Origin of the sequence: Saccharothrix mutabilis subsp. mutabilis, from assembly GCF_039521145.1 — a bacterium.
GTDB lineage: Bacteria > Actinomycetota > Actinomycetes > Mycobacteriales > Pseudonocardiaceae > Actinosynnema > Actinosynnema mutabilis.
The window spans coordinates 665,876-688,415 of sequence record NZ_BAAABU010000001.1; the positions used below are offsets into that span (position 1 = coordinate 665,876).

Genomic DNA, 22,540 nt, shown 5'->3' on the forward strand with positions numbered 1-22,540 from the left:
GCAAAGCAACCTCGCCGTGATCCGACCGGGCAGAATCGGCGCAGGTCGAATCGAGGGGGAACGGTGGCGGACTACGCGGAAGTGCCCGACGAGGTGCTGGAGCGGCTGCGGGCGGTGTGCGCCGGCCTGCCGGAGGTGGTCGAGGAGCGGGCCTGGCGGGGCACGCGGTGGCGCGTGGGGCAGCGGGCGTTCGGGCACGTGCTGGAGATCGAGGAGGGGCGTCCGCCGTCCTACGCCGAGGCGTCCGGGCTGGCGGCGGGCAGCGTGCTGACCTTCCGCGCGGCGGGCGCGGACCTGGCGGCGCTGTCCAACGCGCCGCACCCGTTCTTCAAGCCCCGCTGGGCGGCCAACGTCGTGGGTCTGGTCCTGGACGACGACACCGACTGGGAGGAAGTCGCCGAACTGCTCGTCGAGAGCTACCGCGTGGCGGCTCCCAAGCGTCTGAAAGCGTCGCTGGAACGCGATTAAGGCGCGTCAACGAACTCCAGTACGCGCGCGACGACGTCCTTCGGCCGTTCCTCGGGTATGAAGTGCGCCGCGCCGGCCACCGCCACCACCTCCAGGTCGTCCGCCTGGTCCTCGTACCCGTGCACGAGGTCCGGCCGCACGACCGGGTCCTGGGTGCCCAACAGCACACGGGTGGGCGTCTTCAGGTGCGCCTTCTTGTAAGCGCCGGAGAAGATGCGGACCGACTCGGGCGTGATCAGCTTCCTATACAGCAGCGAGCCCGCCTTCGCCCGGGCCGGGTCGCGCAGCCGTTCGAGGAAGATCTCGACGTCGGCCGGCGTGGACGCGCCCGGGGCGGCGAAGCCGGTCAGCAGGTAGTGCGGCAGCCCGCCGCGGCGCAGCAGCCAGGGGCCGGCGCCGGGCGTGACGAGCGCGAGTTGGTACCACGCGTGCCGCAGCGCGCCCAGCATCCGCCGGTCGAGGTCGATGAACAGCGGCGGCACGCCGATGGCCACGAACCGCCGGAACCGGTCCGGGTCGTCCAGGCACATGCGGAACACGACGATCGCCGACCAGTCGTGCGCGACCACGTCCACGCGGTCCAGGTCGAGCTCGTCGAGCAGGGCCACCAGGTCGTCGCGCAGGGGCTCGTAGCCGTACCCGCGGCGCGGCGCGTCGGTCCAGCCCGCGCCGCGCAGGTCCGGGCAGACCACCCGGCGCCGCCCGGCCAGGCCCGGGACGACCTTGCGCCACTCCCACCAGTGCTGGGGGAAGCCGTGCAGCAGCAGTACGGGGTCTCCGTCACCGGCCTCGGCCACGTGCGCACGCAGCCCCGGGAGGTCGAGGAAGCGGTGGGAGACGCCCTCAAGAGCGGGAAACTCCACCATGTGCCAACGGTACTGGGGTCATAGTGGATCGGCCGGTTGTCACTACGTTTATAGTGTCCGGGTGACGGCAACGCGGACCCGCGCTCTCGACGCCGCCGTCGAGCTCCTCGGGACCGGAGGACTCCGCGCCCTCACCCACGCACGCGTGGACGAGCACGCCAACCTGCCCAAAGGCTCCACGTCCAACCACTTCCGCACCCGCGCGGCGCTGTTGGCGGGCGTGGTGGACTGGATCGCCGCGCACGAACTGCGGGACATGGGCGGCAGCGCCCACGTCCCGACCACCCCCGCCGAGCTGGTGGACGTCATCTGCGCGTTCCTCGACCACCTGACCGGCCCGGACCGCACGTGGACCGCCGCGCGCCTGGTGGTGTTCCTGGAGGCGGGCCACGAGCCGGGGCTGCGCGACGCCCTGAGCCGGGTGCGCGCCGTGATGGAGGAGTCGGTGGTCGCCGTGCTCACCGAACTCGGCGCGCCCGACCCGCTCACCGCCGCGCAGGCCATCGCCGCGTGCTGCGAGGGCGTCATCCTGCACCGCGTGGCCCGCAACGACCACACCGACCCGCGCCCCCTGCTGGAACTGGTGGTGCGCGGGGCGTTCCCCCGTGAGGAGACCCGTTGACGACCTCGACCGAACCGCGCACACAGGTCCTCCTGGGCGGGGAGGGCCTGCGCGCCCACGAGCACCACGAGGTCGAGGACGCCCTGCGCGATCGCGGGCAGTGGGTGACCCGGGCGGTGCTGCCCACCGGCGTCACGGTCGCCGTGGTCACCGTCGGCCTCGACGAGGCCCGAAGACTCGCGGCCGACCAACGCCTGTCCAAGGACGGCAACGCCCTGGAAGCCGCCTACCTCGCACAACTCTCGCGGCTCGGCCTGCCCGGCATGGTCAACCCGATGAACGCCGTCTCCGCGCTCAACTCCGACGACCCGCTGCACCGCAGGCTCCGCAAGCCCATCGCGGCCGTGTTCACGCCACGCCGCATCGAGGCGTTGCGGCCCCGCATCGAACGCATCGCGCGTGAACTGGTGGACACGCTGCCCCACGACGTTCCGCTCGACCTGGTGAGCACTTATGCGAACCCCATGTCGTTCAACGTGCTGTGCGAACTGCTCGACCTGCCCGAGTCCGACCACGCCGTGCTGGTGCCGTGGACGCAGGCGCTGACCGCGGAGAACCCGGCGGTCACCGGGCCCGCCGCGGCGGCGGTCGCCGAGTACCTGGGCCGGCTGGTCGCGGACCGGACGCGGCGCCCGGCCGACGACCTGATCAGCGACCTGGTCCGGGTGACCGACCCGGCCGAGCCGGACAGCGCGCGGTGGCTGGTCAACAACGTGCTGCTGCTCATCGTGGCCGGTCACGAGACCACCGCGGGCACCATCGGCAACCTGCTCGGGGTCCTGCTGTCCCCGCGCACCGCGCACGGGTGGGCGGCGCTGGCCGCCGCGCCCGAGACCGCGCCGCTGGTGGTCGAGGAGGGCGCCCGGCACAACCCGGCGGTCCGCAACCTCACCCCGCGCGTGGCCCGTGAGCGCGTCGAGGTGCACGACAGCGTGATCGAGCCGGGCGAACTGGTGTTCATCAACGTGGGCGCGGCCAACCGCGACCCGGCCGTGCACGGGCCCACGGCGGCGGAGTTCGACCCGTTCCGCACCACCGCCCGCCAGCAACTGACCTTCGGGCACGGCATCCACTACTGCGTGGGCGCGCAGTTGGCGCCGATCTCGGCGGCGTCGGCGATCCGCGAGCTGACCACTCGGTACCCGCGCACGCGGCGGGCGTTCACCGACTACTGGCCGTGCCGGGACTCGTCGGTCACCAACCCGCCGGAGAAGATCCTCGCCGTGCTCCGAGCGTGACGACGTGCCGGGCGAACTCGTGCGCGGGAGACACGGTTGCCCGGACTAGCCTGGGCGCACCACACCATCATCGGGCAAGGACGACATGGGACTGTTCACCCTGGCCGAGGCGCGGCGCGAACTGGACCGGCTGCGGCCGGTGCTGGACGAGATCGTCGCGTTGCGGGCCGATGCCGCCGAGCTGTCCGCCGCGCTGGGGGCGGGCGAGACGTCGCCGTTGGGCGGGCTGGCGGAGTTCAAGGCGGCGCAGGCGCGGCTGGACGACCTGATGAGCACCGTGCAGGGCACCGGGGCGGAGCTGAAGGGGTTCGCGCCGTTGTTGGTCGACTTCCCGGCCGACCTGGACGGCGTGCCGGTGCTGCTGTGCTGGCTGGAGGGCGACGCGGGTCTGGACTGGTACCACCGCGCCGACCTGGGCTTCGCGGGCCGCCGCCGACTGCCCTGATCCTCGACCGCCCTAGGACCCGACCGCACTGAACCCGACCGCACTGAACCCGACCGCACTGAACCCGACCGCACTGGACCGCGCCGAAACCGGCGGACCACCGGGCGGCGGCGGGGCTGCGAGGTGGGCGCGTACGGTGGAACTCGCGTGTGTCGTTTGGTGGCGAGGAGTTGCGTCGTATGTCCGATCGGTCCCGGACCAGGAGTGGTCGTGTGTTGCGCGCCGAGCGGATCGCGCCGCAGATGATCCGGGTGGTGTTCGCCGTCGACGGGTTCGAGGTGGGGCCGTTCACCGACAGCTACGTCAAGCTGCAGTTCCCGCGCGAGGACGTCGTCTACCCCGAGCCGTTCGACCTCGGTGAGATCCGCGCGAGCATGCCGCGCGACCAGTGGCCGCGCACCCGCACCTACACCGTGCGGCGGTGGGACGGGCATGAGCTGTGGATCGACTTCGTGGTGCACGGTGACGAGGGCGTCGCCGGGCCGTGGGCGGCCAAGGCGCAGCCCGGGGACGTGCTGCACTTCGCGGGTCCCGGCGGCGGCTACGCGCCCGACCCGGACGCCGACTGGCACCTGATGGCCGGGGACGAGAGCGCGTGGCCCGCCATCGCCGCCTCGGTGGAGGCGCTGCCGCCGGGCGCGGTGGCCAAGGTGTTCGTGGAGGTCGACGGGCCCGAGGACGAGCACCCGGTGCCCGGTGTCACGTGGCTGCACCGCAACGGCCGTCGGCGCGGCGAGGCGCTGGTGGAGGCCGTGCGGACGCTGGACTTCCCGCCCGGTGACGTGCACGTGTTCGTGCACGGCGAGGCGAACGCCGTGAAGACGCTGCGCGGGCACCTGCGGCTGGAACGCCGGGTGCCGCGCGAACGCATGTCCATCTCGGGCTACTGGCGGCTGGGCGCGGACGAGGACGGCTGGCAGGCCGGCAAGTCCGACTTCAACCGCGCCATGGAGAAGGAGCAGGAAGCCTAGTCCACTGTGGACGAACCGATGCGGCGCGCCCCGGCGTCCCGCGCGGTCCGCTGGGCCTGCTTCGCGCCGCACAGGCGCAGCACGCTGTCCGCGAGCGTGCTCGGCATTTCGTCCAGGCTCATCCGCCCGGCGGCCACCTCCTCCCCCGCCGCGTGGCCCAGCACCACGATCGCCTTGGCCAGCCACGGGATCGGCGCGTCCGCAGTGAACTCGCCCGACTCCTGCCCGCGCGCCAGCACCCGGTGGAGGTGGTCCACCACGGGAACGTGTCGCGCGTGGTCGCCTTCCGGCGCGGACAGGTGGAGCAGCACCGGGTTGCGGCGCAGGGCGTTCCAGCTCACGTCCAGCAGGCGCAACAACGCGTCCGCCGCCGGACCCTCGTCCAGGCGCGCGTTGTCCAGTTCGGAAGTCACCTCTGCCGTTACGGCGTCGATCACCGCACCTATGAGTGCGTCACGTGTCTTGAAGTGCGCGTAGACGGTCTGCCGGCTCACCCCCGCCGCCGCCGCGATGTCCTCGACGCTCGCGTTCGGCCGTTCGGCGAGCAGGGCCAACGCCGCGCGCAGGACGGCCGCCGCACTCCGGTCGGCGTCGGCGCGCCGGCGACGGGTGCGCGTTACGTCTGACATGTTGTCAAAGTTTAGCCCATGCGCTTATGTTTGACAGCGTGTCAAAGATCAGAGTGGTTTCCGGCGCGGCCCTGCTCGCCACGGGCCTCCTCGCCGGCATTTACACCTATGGCGCGGTCAACGTCGCGTCCGCGTTCGACGTGGTCCCGCTCGACGTGCGGCTGACCTTCCACACCGCCCTCATGCGCGTGAACGGCCGGGTCGTCCAGGGCACCATGGCCGTGGCCGTCCTCGGGTCGCTGGTGCTGGCCGTGCTCGTGCGGGGCCGCGCGCGGTGGGCCGCCGCCGGCGCCGCCGTGCTGGCGTTCTCGTCGTTCCTGATCACGATGTTCGGCAACGTTCCCATCAACGGCCGGATCAAGCAGTGGGCCGTCGGCACGCCACCCGCCGACTACGCCGCGATCCTCGACCGCTGGGAAGCGTTCAACATCGCCCGCACCCTCGCCGCGCTGACCGCGTTCGTGCTGGTCATCGCCGTCACCACCCGTCCCAGCACGCGCCCGGAGGCCTGAATGCCCAAGTTCGTCACGCCCGTCGACAACGCCGCCGTCGCCGAGGTGCGCCGGGAGGTCGAGGCTGTGTTCGGCAGCGTCGTCCCGGTGGTCGAGGCCCTCTCACCGGCTCCCGAACTGCTGGTCCCGGCTTGGAACCTGTTGCGCGGGCGGGAACGGGCGCTCGTGGACGGCGACCCGGGCTCACCGGGTGCGGTGGTGGCCCTGCACTTCTTCGGCCGCATGGCCGCCGTGCTGCTGGACGACCCGGGCGCGGTCGCGAAGGCCCCGGCGATCGAGCACTGGCCTGAGGACGGCACGCCCCTGCGCGACGCCGCCCTGCTCGGCGGTCACCTGCTGACCGAACCCGCCCGCGAGGCGGTGCACGAGGCCGTGACGCGCGGTGTCCCGCTGCCCGGCGATCTGCCGCCGGCCGACCGCCGGGGCGCCGCGCTCGCCGTGCTGGCGGCGCGGGACCCGGAGAGGATCACCGAGGACGAGGTGGCGGCGTGGCGCGGCGACACGTACACCGACCACTGCCTGGTGCACCTGTTCGCGTTCGGGGTGATCACCGCCGTCGAGGCGGACCGCGCGCCCAGCTGAGGTCAGGTGCCGGTGCGGGCCAGGCGCAGGGCGATGCCGCCGGGCGATGCCGCCGGGTGGGCTCACGGTCGGGGCGCTGTGCGGCAGGATGCCGCCGTGACCGTTTCCGCAGTGCTGCGCACCCTGGCGCGGCTGAGCGCGTCCGAGCAGCCGCAACGCGTCCACGTGGACGTCGCCAAGACCGCCGGCCTGGTGTGGCTGGCCGACGCGCCCGTGGCGTGGACGGCGTTGACCGCCGGCGCGGACGCGGAGCCGGTGCCGTGCCCCGCCGGGCAGTACTTGAAGGACGCGGTGCAGCGGCTGGCGGCGTTCGACGCGTTGCACCGCGAGGACCGGTTGCTGCGGCTGGGGTGGGCGTTCCTGTGCGGGCCGGCGGAGGTCGAGGGCAAGCGGCGGCGGGTGTGCCTGCCGCTGGTGTCGCGGCCGGTGCGGCTGCACCACGCGGGCGGGCGGCGGTACGGCATCCACCCGGCCGGTGACCTCGCGGTGTACCCGCTGGCGCGGTGGCAGCGGGCGCCCGAACTGGAGACCGGGTTGGCGCCGACCGACGAGTGGATCGCGGCGGCCCTGGCGGCGGGCGGGTTCCCGGACGTGCCCGTGCTGGAAGCCTTCCACGACCCCGGGACCTTCGTCGGGGGTGACCGACTGGTCGTCGTGAAGGGCGCGGGCCTGCACGCGGGTGAGCCCGTGGTGAGCACCGGGCGCGGCACCGCCCTCTACACGTGGGCGGCCGTGTCGGGCATCGAGGACACCGCCCTGGCCAGGCTGTACGCGCCGGTCGAGGTCCAGCCGGACGGCGGCCCGGTCACCGAGGTGCTGCCGCTGACGCCCAGCCAGCGCGCCGCCGTCCGCGCGGCCCGGTCGGCCCCGGTGACCGTGGTGGGCGGGCCGCCGGGCAGCGGCAAGACCCACACGCTGGCCGCCATCGCCCTGGACGCCGTGGCCGCCGGGCAGTCGGTGCTGCTGGCCAGCCGCACCCGCAACGCCGCCGACGTGCTCGGCGCCGCGCTGCGCCGCGCGGGCGGTCCGGTGCCGGTGCTGTTCGGCGACTCGGAGCTGCGCCAGGAGATGGCCCGAGAGCTGGCCGACGGCCTGGCCCCCGCCGACCGGGACGCGGACGACCTGGACCGGGCGCGGCGGTCGGCCGACGCGGCGGTGGCGCGGGTCGAACGCGCGGTCGCGGACGCGCTGCGGGACGAGGACCTGGCCGCGGAGGCGGTGCGGCGGGAGGCGTTGATGGCGGCGCACCGGGCCGTCGCGCCGAAAGCGTTCGAGGACGTCGACCTCGCACGTGTGCGCGACCTCCTGGAGCCCCGCGAAGGGCTGTTCGGCGGGCTGCGGACGCGGTGGGCGCTGCGGTCGGCCCGGCGGTTGGCGGGCGCGGCCGACGCGTGCGACCCGGTCGAGCTGGAGGCCGCGGTGCGGGCCGCCGAGCAGTCCGCCGCGCACGTCCGGCTGGCCGCGAGCGGCGGCACGGCGTTGGCCGCGCTGCGCGACCTGCTCGCCGAGGAGGACGCCGGCCGGCACCGGGCGACCGCCGCGTGGCTGGCGGCCCGGACCGGTGGCCGGGGCGCGGGTCCGCGGCGGGCGGTGGCGGCGCTGGCGCGGGCGCTGCGCTCGGGACCGGCGGCCCGGCGGCGGGCGCTGGCCGACGTCGCGCCGCACGACCTGGTCGCCGCGCTGCCGCTGTGGGTCGGGACGCTCGCGGAGGTCGAGGACATCCTCCCGGCCGTGCCCGGCATGTTCGACCTGGTCGTGGTGGACGAGGCAGGCCACGTCGACCAGCCGCTGGCCGCGCCCGCGCTGCTGCGCGGGAGGCGGGCGGTGATCGGCGGCGACCCGCGCCAGCTGCGGCACGTGTCGTTCGTCGGCGACCAGGCCGTGCGGGACGCGGTGGCCGCCGAGGGCACCGGGGAGCTGGCCGACCGGCTGGACGTGCCCAAGGTGAGCCTGTTCGACGCGGGCGCGGCGGCGGCCGGCGTGCACTGGCTGACCGAGCACCACCGCTGCGCGCCGCACCTGATCGGGTTCGCCGCCCGCGAGTTCTACGACGGCCGGATCGCGCTGCTGACCACCCACCCGGCGGTCGCCGACGTGGACTGCATCGACACCGAGCACGTCCCGGGCGCCCGCGACCGCAAGGGCGTCAACCCGGTCGAGGCGGACGCCGTGCTGGCCCACGTGGGCCGCCGGATCGCCGCCGGGGTGCGGTCGATCGGCGTGGTGACGCCGTTCCGCGCGCAGGCCGACGCCCTGGAGGCGGCGCTGCTGGACCGGTTGTCGCTGGAGGAGATCACCGGGGGCGGGGTGCGCGTCGGGACCGTGCACGGGGTGCAGGGCTCGGAGTTCGACGAGGTCGTGGTGAGCCTGGCGCTGACCGACGAGGACAAGCCGAACGCGTGGCGCTTCGCCGGCGACCGCAACCTCCTGGCCGTGCTGACCACCCGCGCCCGCCTACGGGTCCACCTGGTGACCTCCGCGACCCGGCCGGTCGGGCTGGTCGGCGCGTACCTGCGGCACGCGGAGGTGCCGCCGACCGGGACCGGGGGCGCGGAACCGACCGACGAGTGGACCGCCCGCGTGGCCGAGGCGCTGCGCGCGCTGGGGCGGACCGTGCGAACGGGCTACCCGGTCGGCGAGTGGCGGCTGGACCTGGTCGTCGGCGAGGGCGTGGACGCGGTCGCCGTCGAGACCCGGCCGCACCCCGACGGCGCGGCGGCGCACCTGGCGCGGTGGCGGGCGCTGCACGGGGCGGGCTGGCGGGTGCACGACGCGTTCCCGAGCCGGTTCGACCGCGACCCGGTGCGGGCGGCGGTGGGCCTGGCGCAGGAGCTGCCGGCCTCCGCCCCCGTCTGACCTGCGCCGCCTGCGGCGGGTACGGCGAACGGGTTAGCATCGCGTGCTCAGCGGCCGGACGGGGAGGGCGGGAGTGGTGCGCGGATCGTCCAGCCCGCCGGGCGCCGACACGTCCGTCGCGGGCGTCGTCGAGAGCCGGTGGGGCGTCCGCCCCGCACCCGCGATCGCCCGCTACGCCGAGCCGGGCTGGCAGCTGTCCCCGATCCCGGTGGAGAAGCGCTGCCCGCGCTGCGCAGGCGAGCTGCACGGCCTGTTCCGCTCCCACCCGCACCGCGGCAAGCAGCAGTTGCAGGCGGCGGTGGTGTGCGTGACGTGCCCGGCGTCGTTCACGCTGCGCGAGTTGCAGCTGTCGCAGAAGTCGGTGCTGGGCGACCTGCGCCCGGAAGCGGTGGCGCGACGCGCGGCCGAAGACGCCCAGCTCGCCGCCCTGGCCCAGGAAGCCCGCGTCTTCGAACGCCCCTCGCGACGGGACGGGATTGTCGGTGCCCCGGAGGAGAATGGAACCGGGGGCCGGAGGCCACAGCCCGCGACGACCGACCCCGCCACCGCCGACACCGCCACCGCCGAACCCGCCACCAGCGCCGGGCCCGCCGCCGACACCGACCCCAGCACCGCCGACCCGGCCGACACCGCCGACACCGGCACCGACATCACCGACCCGGCCGACACCGACACCGCCGAAAGCACCCCGGCGCGGCCCGTGCGGCGCATGTCGACCACGGTCATGGCGGCCCGCATCCGGTCGATCCTCGCGGGCTCCGAAGCCGTCCCCACCCAGGCCGACGACACGCCGACCCTCCCTGCGCACCTGCTCACCGACCCCGCCCCGGTCTGGTGGTGCAAGACCGTCGACCCGACGTTGAAACCGCCGCCCGGCGTCACCGGGGCCCGCGTCGTCCTGCCCGACCGCCCCGAGTTCGACGAGCTGCGCGCCCTGCTCACCCAGGAGGGCGTCGAGCACCGGTCCCTCAAGCACTGGCTGGAGCAGGAAACCGTCTCCCGCCAACCCGGCGAACCCCTGCGCGCCACCGCCTGGCTGTCCGCGGTCGGCGGCATCGTGCCCGAGCGGTGCGAACCGGTCGGCGACGACAAGGCGTGGGCCGCGCGCCTCGCGTTCGACGTCCTGTGGAAGCTGCACGACCCGCCCGGACCCGCGCCCGACCCGACCCCGGTCGCCGACCTGGTCCCGCCGGAGTACCTGCCGTTCCTGCCCTTCCCGGTGCTCAACCCGGCGCAGACCCAGGCCGCGCCGCGCATCCTGGACGACGACGGGCACCTGCTGATCACCGCGCCCACCGGCGCGGGCAAGACGGCGATCGGCATGCTGGCCGTCCTGCGCACGATCCTGGAGGAGGGCCGCAAGGCCGCCTGGCTGGTGCCGCAGCGGTCCCTGACCGACGAGCTGGATCGCGAGCTGGAGTCCTGGCGCGCGCAGGGCCTGCGGGTGGAACGGCTGTCCGGCGAGTACGCCGTGGACGTCGAACGGGTCCGCGCCGCCGACCTGTGGGTCGCCACGACGGAGAAGTTCGAGGCGATCTGCCGGGCCGCCTCGTTGCAGGCCGCGCTGGGCGAGGTCGGCTGCATGGTGGTGGACGAGATCCACCTGCTGGGCACGCCGGGTCGCGGCGCGCTGCTGGAGGCGTTGCTGGCCCGGGTCCGGGGCGCGGACTCGCCGGTGCGGATCGTCGGCCTGTCCGCGACCGTGTCCAACGCCGCCGAGGTCGCCGAGTGGCTGGAGGCGGACCTGGTCGCCACGACCTGGCGGCCGTCGCGGGTGACCTGGCAGCTGCCGACCGTCCCGGCCGCGTCCGGTTTCGCCGCCGCGGCGCGGATGCGCGAACAGGTCGTCGTCGACCTGACCACCCGGCACACCGCCGAGCAGGGCAGCGTCCTGGTGTTCTGCGGGTCCAAGCGCAACGTCCGGTCCACGGCCATGGCGATCGCCGCCGAGCGCGGCGCGCCCGTGCACAGCGTCGCGGCCGACGACGTGGACGGCCTGACCCGCGTGTGCGCCGAGGTGGGCGTCCGGATGCACTACGCGGACTACGAACACAAACACGCCGCCGAACGCGCGTTCCGCGACCGCAAGGCGGACGTGCTGGTGGCCACCTCGACCGTCGCCGCCGGCGTGAACCTGCCGGCGCGCGCGGTGATCGTGCGGGACACCACCGTGGGCGGCGAGCCGATGGACACCTCGATGGTGCTCCAGATGTTCGGCCGGGCCGGGCGGATCGGCGCGGGTGAGACCGAGGGCTGGTCGTACCTGGTGGTGGACGAGCACCAGCGGGCGGCGTGGCAGACCCGGCTGGTGGCGGGGTACTCGGTGTACTCGCGCATCCACGAGAGCCTGCCCGACCACGTGCTGGCCGAGGTGTTGCAGGGCCGGATCACGTGCCTGGCCGACGCCGAGGCGTGGTGGGTGGAGACCCTGGCCCACGCGCAGGGCGACGACGCCCTGCAACCGGTGCAGGACGCCGTCGCGTTCCTGGTGTCGGAAGGGCACCTCATCGAGCGGGACGGCGCGCTCGCGATCACCGAGTTGGGCCGGCTGACCGCGCGGATGATGGTCTCCACCCACACCGGTCACCGCCTGCGCTACGCCCTGGGGCTGCTGCCCGTGCCGCCGGACCCGGAGGCGGCCGAGGACGCGCTGGTGCTGGTGCTGTCGGTGGCGGTGCGGGACCTGGCCGGCCTGCCGGTGCCCGACCCGGTGCGGCCGGCGGTGGCGACGGTGGTCAAGGCCGGCGGGCGGGCGTCCCAGGTGACCAACACGGCGTCGGTGAAGGGCCTGGGGTCGCAGACGACGACCGCTCCCGGTGACCTGGCCCGCGCCGGGCTGCTGCTGGCCGCCCGGTCGCCGCACCTGTTCGCGGGCCGGACCCGGCGGGTCGCGGCGGGCATCCCGATGTCCACCCTGCACCCGGTGTTCGAGCAGGCTCCCCGGTTCCTGTCGTGGCTGGCGGCGCAGGGCGCGCTGGGGACCGTGCACCCGTGGATCGCCGTGGTGGCGGCCGATCTGGACCAGCGGGTGCGGTGGCGGGCGTTGACGCCGCGGCGCGGTGCGGGCCGGTTGCTGTGGTTGTGCGAGCAGATGGCCACGCGGGCGCGGGCGCACGAGTTGGTGCCGGAGATGTGGCGGTCGGCGGTGGCCCGCGGGGTGCGCTCGCCCGACTGGCCCCCGGGGCGTCCGCCGGCGGAGTGCGGGCTGGACCAGGCCGGGTACACGGCGTTGCTGCGCGAACGGGTCACCGGCGCGGTGCTGGAGGTGCGGGACGACCTCGCCCGGGTGACGGGAACCGTTGCCGCGCAAGCGGTTGCGTGGCGGGGGAAGCGGTTCGGGCCGGCCGTGAGCACCAAGGCCGCCAGTGAGGTGCCCTTCCCGGAGGGCGAGGAGCCGGACAAGGGGCTCGCGGTGTTCACCCGTCGAGGTGACTACCGGGCGTCGGGGTGGCTGGCGGCGTACGCGGCCATGAGCGACGAGACCGAGGAGCAGCCCAAGCCCGCGCCGTCCCGGCGGGGCCTCGGCGCGGTTCGCCGCTGAGTCGGTGGGACGGGCGGGTGCGGGTGGTGGGCGACCCCGCCGACCGGGACAACTGCGTGACCGACCCCGTGCGGTGACGCCGGTGGGGGCGGCGCCGTGCCGCCCCCACCGGAGGGGTCACAGCGTCAGCGTCCAGGTGTCGAGCGTGCCGACGTCCTGGGCCGCCGCGTCCTGCACCCGCAGCGTCCAGGTCCCGGACCGGTTCTCCCCCGACAGGTCGACCGGGTAGGTCTTGTCGAGGTTGTCGGTGCCGCCGCCGGACCGGTTGTGCAGCACGTACGTGCTGCCGTCCGGCGCGACCAGGGTCACCACCAGGTCACCGATGTAGGTGTGCTTGACGTGCACCTCCACCGAGGACGTCGCCGACGCCGTGCCCTGGCAGGTCAACGGGATCGTGGAGGTCACCGTGGTGTTGTCGGGGATCGCCACGTCGTTGGGGTTGGTGCCGGTGCACACGCCGCCGGTCTGGTTGACCGTCAGCGTGAAGGTCGCGCTGCGGGTGGCCGAGGCCGCCGTGCCGGTCAGGGTGATCGGGTACGTGCCCGCCGGCGTGGTGCTCGACGTGGCGATCGTGACAGTGGCCGAACCGCCCGCCGTGACCGAGGTCGGGCTGAACGTGGCCGTCGCGCCCGCCGGGAGGCCGGTGGCGGTCAGGGCGACCGACTCGGCCGAGCCCGAGACGACGGACGTGGCCAGCGTGGCGGTCGCCGTGCCGCCCGGGTCGACGGCGGCGGAGGACGGCGTCGCCGAGATCGCGAAGTCGTTCGCCGGGGCCGTCGAGGGCCGGAGCTGGTAGATGCCCAGGCCGTAGGTGGCGGCGGTGAGCACGGTCTGTCCACTCGCGACGGACGGGGCGATGTCGGTCACCGGCACGATCGGCAGGTCGGTTCCCAGCGGGGACCAGTTGCCGCCGCCGTTGGTGGACACGAACGCGCCGACGTCGCTGCCCACGTACAGGATCGACCGGTTGAGCGGGTCCTGCACGATCTCGTTGACCGGCGCGTCGGGCAGGTTGCCGGAGATGTCGGTCCACGTGGTGCCGCCGTCGGACGTGCGGAACACGTGCGCGAGGTCGGAACCGTTGCGGTAGCCCGAAACCGTGACGTAGGCGAGGTTCGCGTCGGTCGGGTCGACGGTGACGCGGGTGATGAACCGCGTCGGCAGGCCCGCGGTGATCTCCCGCCACGTCGTGCCGGTGTCGCGGGTGACCCACATCCGGCCGTCCTCGGTGCCCGCGTAGACGACCCGGCCGTCGCTCTTGGCCACGCCGATCGCGCTGATCGTCGCCCAGGTGCCGTGGGTGAGGTCGTTGGAGATCACCGAGAACGTCTGGGCGGAGTTGGTGGACCGGTTGAGCCGGTTGCCGCCGTAGTACACGATCGCCGGGTTGTTCGGGTCCAGCACGACCGGGGTCAGCCAGCCGCGCCGGGTCGAGGTCGTGCTGCCGAACGACGACGTCGTGTTGCCGCCGTCGGTGGACCGGACGCACGCGCCGTTCTGGGCGCACGCGTAGACCTTGTTGTGGTTGGTCGGGTCGATCAGGTTGGCCAGGCCGTCACCGCCGTAGATCTGGCCCCAGCCCGCCCACGACCGCACGGAACCGTTGTCCTGCAAGCCGCCGCTGATCCGCGTCGGGTCCTGCTGCGAGACGGCCACGGTGTAGAACTGCATGTTGGACAGGTTGCGGGCCTTGGTCCACGTGCCGTTGAGCGAGCCGTTCGACGTCGAGCGGTAGACACCGCCGTCATTGCCGATGAACACCCGGCCCGACACCCGCGGGTCCACGGCCACGGCGTGCTGGTCGACGTGGAACGACGAGCTGTTGCTGGTCCAGCTCGTGCCCGCGTTGGAGGACTCCAGCATCGGCACGCCCGGCACCCAGATGTGCTGCGCCGCCGCCGGGTCGACGAAGATCCGGCCGAACCACCAGCCGAACGTCGACTGCGAGGACGACAGCGAGCCGGTGTTGGTGATCTTGGTCCAGGTGTCGCCGCGGTTGGTGGAGGTCCAGAAGCCCTGGAAGTTGCCGGGCGTGTCGGCCGAGATCACGTACAGCCGGGTCGGATCGGACTTGGCGACCGCGATGCCCAGGCGGCCGTTGTTGGCGTCCGGCGCGGGCAGGCCGCCGCCCAGGCGCGTCCACGTCTGGCCGCCGTCGGAGGACCGGTACGCGCCGGTGCCGACACCGCCGTACGTGCGGCCCTCCGGCTTGCGGGTGTGGTCCCACATGGCCGCGTAGACGTAGTTCGGCTCGGACGGGCTGATCGACACGTCGATGCCGCCGGTGGTGGTGTTCGCGCCGGCCAGCGCCTGCCGCCACGTCGTGCCGCCGTCGGTGGTGGCGTAGATGCCGCGCGTCCCGCCGGGCTGGTAGAGCTTGCCCGCGGCGGCGACGAAGATCCGGTTCGGGTTGGTCGGGTCGATCGAGATGCGGCCGATGCGGTCGGTGCCGTCCAGGCCCAGGTGCTGCCAGGTCGCGCCGGCGTCGGTCGAGCGGTAGACGCCGTTGCCGGGGAAGGAGTAGGACGCCGAGCCCGGCGCGCCCTCACCGGTGCCGACGTAGAGGGTGCCGTTGCCGCTCACCGCCAGCGCGCCGGTGGACTGCGGCAGGTCGCGCCGCCACGAGTAGCTGAACGTCGTGCCGCCGTCGGTGCTCTTCCAGACGCCGCCGGAGGCCGCGCCCACGTACACGGTGTCGGGGCGGGTCGGGTCCACGGCGATGTCGGAGATCCGGCCGCCCAGCCCCGGGCCGAGGGACTGCCAGGCGGCCTGGGCGGTCAGCGTGCGGGAGTGCCCGTCGCGCAAGGCGGTCGCCTCGCGCACGGCTCTGCCGAGGTTGGCCCCGATGTCGACGGTCTCGGGGTGCAGGCGCTGGCGGGCGAACCACTCGTCGCTGCCGGCGGGGCCGAGGGGGTTGTCGTTCTCGACCGCGAGGGTGCCGACGACGCGGTCGGCCACGCCGGGGACGGCGGCGGCCGGGAGTAAGAGCATCGAGGTGCCGAGCAGGGCGATGACCGTTCTGCGGCGCATGGCAGGCCTTCCGGTGGGCAGGGTTGCCGCACATGGTCCCGACGGGCCCGGGTGCCCGGTAGGGCCGAATTGCGGGGGTGTTTCACGGTTTACGCCCGACCGTTGTCCCGGTTCGGGCGGCTGTGGCACTGTGACCCAGCTTCGGGGCGCAGCCGTGGAGGGAGCGGGGATCGCGGGTGTGGCGGCGTTGGGGTGCGGTGGCGGTGCTCGCCGTGTTCCTGCCACCGCTGGCGCTGCTGGTCTCCGGGTCGCTGCACCGGCCGGGGCTGCCGCCGCCGACCACGCCGGACCTGGTGCCCTCGCCGGTGTCCACCGAGGGCTACCGGCTCGCGGCGGAGCTGGGCGGGCTGGTCCGGGCGACGCTGAACTCGTCGCTGGTGTGCCTGGTGGCGGTGCCGCTGAGCGTGGCGGTGGCGTCGATGGCGGGGTTCGCGATGGCCCGGTTGCCGCGGCGGGTCGCGGGCTGGGTGGCGGCGCTGTCGTTGGTGGCGTTGATGGTGCCGGCGGTGGCGCTGCTGGTGCCGCGCTTCGCGGTGTTCCGGCTGGCCGGGCTGACCGACACGCTCGTGCCGCTGGTCGCGCCCGCCCTGATCGCCACGTCGCCGCTGTTCCCGCTGGTCTACTACCTGGCCTTCCGCGCGGTCCCGGGCGAGCTGTGGGAGGCGTGCGCGATGGAGGACCTGTCGCCGCTGCGCACCTGGTGGCGGGTCGGGCTGCCGCTGGTGCGGCCGGCGACGGCGGGCGTGGCCGCGCTGACGTTCGTGCTGACCTGGTCGAACTTCCTCGACCCGCTGGTGTTCCTGTACGACCGGGAGCTGTTCACGCTGCCGCTGGCGCTGCGGTCGCTGGCGACGCTGGACGCGGCGGACTTCCCGGTGTTCCTGGCGGGCGCGGTCGTGGCGACCGTGCCGGCGCTGGTGGTCTTCGTGGTCGCCCAACGCGACCTGAAGGGGGTTTCCCGATGAGAGCACGTGCCTTGGTGGTCGCGGCGGCGCTGGTCGCGGCGGGGTGCGCGGGCGCCGAGGAGGGGTCGGCGACGAGCCTGCTGGTGTTCGGCGACCCGCACGAGCTGGCCGCCTACCGGTCGTTGGAGGCCGCCTACGAGAAGGCCAACCCGGGCGCGGACGTGGAGCTGGTGGAGGCGAGCGACCGCAAGGACCTGATCGCGCGGCTGTCCACGTCCATCGCGGGCGGGAAACCGCCGGACCTGTTCCTGATGAACTACCGGTTCTACGGCCAGTTCGCGGCCAAGAACGCCATCGAACCCGCCGCGCCGATGCTGGCCTCCTCCACGGCGCTGAAGGCCGACGACTTCTTCCCGCAGGCGCTGGAGGCGTTCCAGGTGCGCGGGGAGCAGATGTGCATGCCGCAGAACATCTCCAGCCTGGTCGTCTACTACAACAAGGATCTGTTCGAGAAGTACGGGATCGCCGAGCCGCGGCCCGGGTGGTCGTGGGACGACATGGTGGCCACGGCCATCGCGTTGACCCGGGACGCCAACGGTGACGTGGTGAAGGGCGTCGACTTCGACCAGCCCGGGGCCGCGCCGACCGGTCCGCCGCCGGCCGAGTACGGCCTGGCGGTCTCGCCGGAGCTGATCCGGTTGGCCCCGTTCGCGTGGTCCAACGGGGGCAGGCTGTTCGACGACGACCGCTCCCCCACGCGCATCGCGTTGGACGAGCCCGCGGTGGCGGCGTTGCAGAACTTCGTCGACCTGCGTGGGCGGCACGGGGTCGTGCCCACCGACCAGGAGGTGGAGAGCCAGGACGACGAGGCGCGGTTCGCCGCCGGGAAGCTCGCCATGCTGATGTCCTCGCGCCGGTCCACCACGACGTTCCGGGCGATCTCCGGGTTCGACTGGGACGTGGCCGCGCTGCCGGTCTACCGGACGCCCGCGACCGTGCTGCACAGCGACGCCTACTGCGTGACGCGCGGGTCGTCGGACAAGGCGGCGGCGTGGAAGTTCGTGGAGTTCGCGCTGGGGCCGCAGGGCGCGGCGATCATGGCCGGGACCGGGCGGACCGTGCCGTCGAACAGGGCGGTGGCCCAGTCCCCCGCGTTCCTCGACCCGGGCGCCAAGCCGCGCAACGCGCGGGTGTTCCTCGACTCGATCCCGGCCATCCGCGCCACGCCGACGATCTCGACGTGGCCGGAGATCGAGGACGTGGCCAACGGCATCCTGGAGAACGCCCTGTACTACAACGAGCCCGCGGCGGACGTCGTGCGCCGACTGGACGAGCAGACCAGGCCGCTGTTCGAGCGCGCGGGCAGATGACGGGCGTCGAACTGGCCGGGGTGCGGGCGGCGCACGACCGGCACGACGTGCTGCGGGGCGTGGACCTCGTGGTGCCGCGCGGGGAGCTGCTGGCCGTGCTGGGGCCGTCGGGCGCGGGCAAGTCGACGCTGCTGCGGGTCGTCGCGGGCCTGCACCCGGTGTCGGCGGGTTCGGTGCGCATCGCCGGGCGGGACGTGACGGCGGTGCGTCCGGGCGAGCGGGACGTGGCGATGGTGTTCCAGTCGCACGCCCTGTTCCCGCACCTCACGGTCGCGGACAACATCGCGTTCGGGCACCGGGTGCGGGGCCTGCGGCGCGGGCCGGCGCGGGCGCTCGCCGCCCGGGCCGCCGAGGTCGCGGGCTGCGAGCACCTGCTGGACCGCCGCCCGCACCAGCTGTCCGGCGGCGAGCGGCAGCGGGTGGCGCTGGCGCGGGCGCTGGTCCGCGAGCCGGCGGTGTTCCTGCTGGACGAGCCGCTGTCCAACCTGGACGCCGCGCTGCGCGAGCGGACCCGGGCGGAGCTGCGGGCGCTGCACGACCGGGTGGGGACGACGATGCTGCACGTCACGCACGACCGCGTGGAGGCGCTGACCCTGGGCGACCGGGTGGCGGTGGTGCGGGACGGGCTGGTCGAGCAGGTCGGGACGCCGGAGCAGGTGTGGCGGCGGCCGGCGACGGAGTTCGTGGCGACGTTCGTCGGGCCGATGAACGTGCTGCCCGGCGACGGCCCCTGGCGGGCGGACGCGCACCGCGTCGGTTTCCGGCAGGAGGCGGTCCGGTTGGTGCACAGCGGTGTGCCCGGCCGGGTGGCGCGCGTGGAGGTGGTCGGCGAGGACGCGTACGTGCACCTGGACGTCGCCTCGCACCCCGTGGTCGCCCGGGTGGCGACGCCGGAACGCCCGGCCGCGGGCGACGAGGTGTTCCTGGAGGTCACGGACCTGCACCGGTTCGACGAGTCCGGGAAGCGCGTGTGAGGAAGAACCGGCAGCTCTGGCTGATGCTGACGCCCTACCTGGTGGGGCTGGTCGTGCTGGTGTTCGGGCCGGCGCTGGTGACGTTGGCGATGGCGTTCACCGAGTACGACCTGATCGGCTCGCCGCAGTGGATCGGCCTGGCGAACTTCGCCGAGCTGGCCGGCAGCGTCCCGTTCCTGGCCGCCCTGGAGAACTCGCTGGTCTTCGCCGCCGTCGCGGTGCCGCTGCGGGTGGCCGCCGCGCTCGGGCTCGCCCTGCTGCTGCACCGCCGCGCCCCCGGCGCCGGGACCGCCCGCACGGTCGCGACGCTGCCCACCGCGGTGCCCGAGATCGCCTACGGGTTGCTGTGGCTGTGGCTGTTCAACCCGCTGTACGGGCCGGTGAACCAGCTCCTGCGGCTGGGCGGCGAGAACGGGCGGACGGCGTGGGGCACGGCCGTGCCCGCCTGGCTCACCGGTCCGGACGACGCCCGTGCGGCGATCATCGTGATGAGCCTGTTCACGATCGGCGAGATGCTGGTGGTGCTGCTGGCCGCCCGCCGGGCGCTGCCGCGCGAGGTGTTCGAGCTGGCCGCGCTGGAGGGGGCGGCGGGCTGGTCGGTGGCGCGGCGGGTCACGTTGCCGATGCTGGCCCCGGTCATCGCGCTGCTGGTGCTGCGGGACACCATCCTGAGCTTCCAGTTCTCGTTCGTGCCCGCGCTGGTGGTGACCGACGGCGGCCCGCCGCCGTACTCGACCACCTACCTGTCGCTCTACATCTACCGCAACGCTTTCGAGTACCTGCGCTACGGCCACGCGGCGGCGGCCACCCTGGTGGTGCTCGCGCTGACCGCCGTCGCCGTCTACGCGCAGTGGCTGGTCATCCGGCGCTACCGCGCCCTCGCCGCACCTCGGCGTCCCCTGCGCTGAGCCACCGCCGCGCAGCCACCGTCCATTTCGGACCGCCCGATATTCGCTCGCCTGCCGCGCCGCGCCTGCGGCAGCATGTCGTGGTAACCCCACCACACCCCCGGCGAAGGGATACCCGTGCCCGCATCGCCAGACCCCGACAATCCCGAACGCAAGACAGCGGTCGTGCTGGCGCTGCGCTACTACGGCCGCGAACTGCTGCGCCAGAAGGCGATGGCCGCACCCGCGCTGATCATGCCGGCCCTGGGCAACATCGGTTTGAACTACCTCGCGCCCCTGGTCGTCGCCGCGCTCGTGGGCCGCCTCGCCGACGGCGGTGACACCACCGCCACCACCGTCCTGCCCTACGTGCTGGGCTTCGCGGGCATCCTGCTGTTCGCGGAGGTGTTGTGGCGCATCGGCATCCACTGCCTCAACCGCACCGACGGCCGCGGCATCGAGCGCCTGGCCGTGGTCGGCATGGACGAGCTGCTGGCCAAGGACGCGGCGTTCTTCCACGACAACTTCGCGGGCTCGCTGACCAAGCGGGTGCTCAGCTTCGCCGCGCGGTTCGAGGAGTTCGTCGACACGCTCGCGTTCTCCGTGATCGCCAACCTGGTGCCGCTGATCTTCGCGTCGGTGGTGCTGTGGCGCTACGACCCGATGCTGGTCGTCGTGCTGGTCGGCCTCATCCTGGTGACCGGTGTCGGCGTCGCGCCGCTGGTGCGCCGGCGGCAGAAGCTGGTGGACGCGCGCGAGGCGGCCATCGCCCGGGTGTCCGGGCACGTCGCCGACACGCTGACCAACATGGAGACGGTCCGGGCGTTCGCCGCGGAGCGCCGCGAGGCCGCCGAGCACCGGACCCGGGTCGCCGAGCAGCGCCGCCTGACCATGCGGTCCTGGGACTACAACAACCTGCGGATCGACACCATCGTCGCGCCGATGTCCGTGCTCACCAACGCCCTGGGCCTGTTGGTCGCGGTGGGCCTGAGCGGCGGCGGGCTGGGCGTCGAGGCGGTCCTGGTGACCTTCGCCTACTACAGCAGCGCCACGCGGATCATGTTCGAGTTCAACCAGATCTACCGCCGGCTGGAGAGCTCGCTGACCGAGGCGGCCCAGTTCACCGAGCTGCTCCTGGACCCGCCGACCGTCCTCGACCCGCCCCGGCCGGAACCGCTGCGCGGCACCGCCGCGGACGTCCGGTTCGACGGGGTGAGTTTCGCCCACGCCCCGGGCAAACCGCTGTTCGAGGGCCTGGACCTGGACATCCCGGCGGGCACGAAGATCGGCCTGGTGGGCCGGTCGGGCGGCGGCAAGACGACGCTGACCCGGCTGTTGCTGCGGCTGATGGACATCCAGGGCGGCCGGATCCTGGTCGGCGGGCAGGACGTCGCGCGGCTGCGCCAGGCGGACCTGCGCGGCCTGATCGCGTACGTCCCGCAGGAGCCCGCCATGTTCCACCGGACGCTGCGCGACAACATCGCGTTCGCCCGGCCGGACGCGACGGAGGAGGACATCCAGCGCGCCGCGCGGGCCGCGCACGTGACGGAGTTCGCGCAGGCCCTGCCCCAGGGGTTCGACACCCTGGTCGGGGAGCGCGGCGTGAAGCTGTCCGGCGGCCAGCGCCAACGCGTCGCCCTGGCCCGCGCCATCCTGCGCGACGCGCCGATCCTGCTGCTTGACGAGGCGACCAGCGCGTTGGACTCGGAGAGCGAGATCCTGGTCCAGGAGGCGCTGTGGCGGCTGATGGAGGGCCGCACGGCGATCGTGGTCGCGCACCGGTTGAGCACCATCGTCCGCATGGACCGCCTGGTGGTGTTGGACCAGGGCCGGATCGTGGAGCAGGGCACGCACGACGAACTGCTCCGCGAACAGGGCACCTACGCCCGCCTGTGGCACCACCAGTCGGGCGGGTTCCTCACCGAGGAGGAGGCGGAGGAGCCGACCACCGTCTCGTGAGCCGGGGGGTGGGCGGCACGCCGCTCACCCCTCGCGGAACCTCCGCGCCGCCGCCACCCCGGCCGCAACGTCCCACCCGGTGCCGACGACCGCCGCCACCTGGGCCTCCGTCACGTCCCCGTCCGCCGCCACCAAGGCGTCGATGGCCGGGTCGGCGGGCCGGCCGGGCGCGTCCTGGACGAAGTCGAGGATCAGCTCACGGCACCTCTTGTCGTCCAGCGCGGGCAGGCCGACCGAGTCGAAGCCGTCGTCCAGGTCGTAGGGCGCGCGCTGCCAGCGGCCGTCCTCGAAGCCGTAGACGAACCCGACCCACGCGCCCCCGTCGACCACCGCCCGGGTCGGCGGGGACCACCAGTCCGGGGCGCCGGCGAGCAGGTCGGTCTCGGGCTCCTCGAAGTACTCGGCGGCGTTGGCGTAGTAGGTCTCGGAGTACTCGTGGTCGTGCCCGAGCAGCACCGCCCGGCCGCCGCCGACGTGGTGCAGGTCCGACCAGTTGCCGCCGCCGTCGTCGTAGTGCCACACCGCCCCGTCGGCGTGGCAGTTGTCGCCCCAGCCACGCGCCGCGCACACGGCCGCGAAGGCCGCCCACCGCCCGCGCAGCCGAAGCGGATCAGGCAGTTCCACCTCGACCAGTCCCACCCGAACCTCCACCTATTGCCATATGATTGCAACAAGCCCACTCCCG

Annotated in this window: 18 protein-coding genes; 14 read left to right on the forward strand and 4 right to left on the reverse strand. The window is 73.9% G+C overall.

What is annotated here, in order from left to right:
- The first annotated feature begins 63 nt into the window (after positions 1–63).
- Complete coding sequence (locus tag ABD126_RS03045) at positions 64–468, forward strand: MmcQ/YjbR family DNA-binding protein (RefSeq protein ID WP_343932024.1); 405 nt, start codon at positions 64–66, stop codon at positions 466–468.
- Here ABD126_RS03045 and ABD126_RS03050 read toward each other — a convergent pair.
- Positions 465–1,334, reverse strand: a complete 870-nt coding sequence (locus tag ABD126_RS03050; protein ID WP_343932026.1) for an alpha/beta fold hydrolase — start codon at positions 1,332–1,334, stop codon at positions 465–467. The genes ABD126_RS03045 and ABD126_RS03050 overlap by 4 nt on opposite strands.
- A 61-nt stretch (positions 1,335–1,395) precedes the next feature.
- Between ABD126_RS03050 and ABD126_RS03055 the strand changes: the two genes are divergently transcribed.
- From ABD126_RS03055 to ABD126_RS03070, 4 genes are all read left to right on the forward strand, one after another.
- Entirely contained in the window at positions 1,396–1,956 is a 561-nt protein-coding gene (locus tag ABD126_RS03055; protein WP_343932027.1) for a TetR/AcrR family transcriptional regulator, read from the forward strand.
- The gene (locus ABD126_RS03060) at positions 1,953–3,194 is read left to right on the forward strand and encodes a cytochrome P450 (RefSeq protein WP_343932028.1); all 1,242 of its coding nucleotides are present in this window, start codon (positions 1,953–1,955) and stop codon (positions 3,192–3,194) included. The genes ABD126_RS03055 and ABD126_RS03060 overlap by 4 nt, the downstream gene beginning before the upstream one ends.
- An 85-nt stretch (positions 3,195–3,279) precedes the next feature.
- A complete protein-coding gene (locus ABD126_RS03065; protein WP_343932029.1) occupies positions 3,280–3,639 on the forward strand; it encodes a DUF2203 domain-containing protein in 360 nt (119 codons plus the stop codon).
- 212 nt (positions 3,640–3,851) lie between these two features.
- A complete protein-coding gene (locus ABD126_RS03070) occupies positions 3,852–4,610 on the forward strand; it encodes a siderophore-interacting protein (RefSeq protein WP_343932030.1) in 759 nt (252 codons plus the stop codon).
- Here the strand turns inward: ABD126_RS03070 and ABD126_RS03075 are convergent.
- Complete coding sequence (locus ABD126_RS03075; RefSeq protein ID WP_343932031.1) at positions 4,607–5,239, reverse strand: TetR/AcrR family transcriptional regulator; 633 nt, start codon at positions 5,237–5,239, stop codon at positions 4,607–4,609. The genes ABD126_RS03070 and ABD126_RS03075 overlap by 4 nt on opposite strands.
- A 38-nt stretch (positions 5,240–5,277) precedes the next feature.
- On the opposite strand from ABD126_RS03075, the gene ABD126_RS03080 reads away from it, so the two are divergent.
- The 4 genes from ABD126_RS03080 to ABD126_RS03095 all read left to right on the forward strand — a co-directional run bounded on the left by ABD126_RS03080 (position 5,278) and on the right by ABD126_RS03095 (position 12,730).
- Positions 5,278–5,751 carry an anthrone oxygenase family protein gene (locus ABD126_RS03080; protein WP_343932032.1) on the forward strand — a complete coding sequence of 158 codons (474 nt, stop codon included), beginning with the start codon at positions 5,278–5,280 and terminating at the stop codon, positions 5,749–5,751.
- Positions 5,752–6,333 carry a hypothetical protein gene (locus ABD126_RS03085; RefSeq protein WP_343932033.1) on the forward strand — a complete coding sequence of 194 codons (582 nt, stop codon included), beginning with the start codon at positions 5,752–5,754 and terminating at the stop codon, positions 6,331–6,333.
- 96 nt (positions 6,334–6,429) lie between these two features.
- Positions 6,430–9,189, forward strand: a complete 2,760-nt coding sequence (locus tag ABD126_RS03090; protein ID WP_343932034.1) for an AAA domain-containing protein — start codon at positions 6,430–6,432, stop codon at positions 9,187–9,189.
- Positions 9,190–9,265: 76 nt separating this feature from the next.
- Positions 9,266–12,730, forward strand: coding sequence for a DEAD/DEAH box helicase (locus tag ABD126_RS03095; protein WP_343932035.1), 3,465 nt, complete (start codon positions 9,266–9,268; stop codon positions 12,728–12,730).
- Positions 12,731–12,847: 117 nt separating this feature from the next.
- Here ABD126_RS03095 and ABD126_RS03100 read toward each other — a convergent pair whose 3' ends face one another.
- Positions 12,848–15,760: a proprotein convertase P-domain-containing protein gene (locus ABD126_RS03100; protein WP_343932036.1), complete on the reverse strand. Its 2,913-nt coding sequence runs from the start codon at positions 15,758–15,760 to the stop codon at positions 12,848–12,850.
- A 197-nt stretch (positions 15,761–15,957) separates the two neighbouring features.
- On the opposite strand from ABD126_RS03100, the gene ABD126_RS03105 reads away from it, so the two are divergent.
- From ABD126_RS03105 to ABD126_RS03125, 5 genes are all read left to right on the forward strand, one after another.
- Positions 15,958–16,725 carry a carbohydrate ABC transporter permease gene (locus ABD126_RS03105; RefSeq protein WP_343932037.1) on the forward strand — a complete coding sequence of 256 codons (768 nt, stop codon included), beginning with the start codon at positions 15,958–15,960 and terminating at the stop codon, positions 16,723–16,725.
- The gene (locus ABD126_RS03110) at positions 16,722–18,035 is read left to right on the forward strand and encodes an ABC transporter substrate-binding protein (RefSeq protein ID WP_343932038.1); all 1,314 of its coding nucleotides are present in this window, start codon (positions 16,722–16,724) and stop codon (positions 18,033–18,035) included. Before ABD126_RS03105 ends, ABD126_RS03110 begins: the two co-directional genes overlap by 4 nt.
- Positions 18,032–19,009, forward strand: coding sequence for an ABC transporter ATP-binding protein (locus ABD126_RS03115; RefSeq protein ID WP_343932039.1), 978 nt, complete (start codon positions 18,032–18,034; stop codon positions 19,007–19,009). Before ABD126_RS03110 ends, ABD126_RS03115 begins: the two co-directional genes overlap by 4 nt.
- Positions 19,006–19,917, forward strand: a complete 912-nt coding sequence (locus tag ABD126_RS03120) for a carbohydrate ABC transporter permease (protein WP_343932040.1) — start codon at positions 19,006–19,008, stop codon at positions 19,915–19,917. The genes ABD126_RS03115 and ABD126_RS03120 overlap by 4 nt, the downstream gene beginning before the upstream one ends.
- A 117-nt stretch (positions 19,918–20,034) precedes the next feature.
- Positions 20,035–21,855 carry an ABC transporter ATP-binding protein gene (locus ABD126_RS03125; RefSeq protein WP_343932041.1) on the forward strand — a complete coding sequence of 607 codons (1,821 nt, stop codon included), beginning with the start codon at positions 20,035–20,037 and terminating at the stop codon, positions 21,853–21,855.
- A gap of 24 nt (positions 21,856–21,879) precedes the next feature.
- Here the strand turns inward: ABD126_RS03125 and ABD126_RS03130 are convergent, their stop codons facing one another.
- Positions 21,880–22,494 carry a proteophosphoglycan 5 gene (locus ABD126_RS03130; RefSeq protein WP_343932042.1) on the reverse strand — a complete coding sequence of 205 codons (615 nt, stop codon included), beginning with the start codon at positions 22,492–22,494 and terminating at the stop codon, positions 21,880–21,882.
- Between the last annotated feature and the right edge of the window lie 46 nt (positions 22,495–22,540).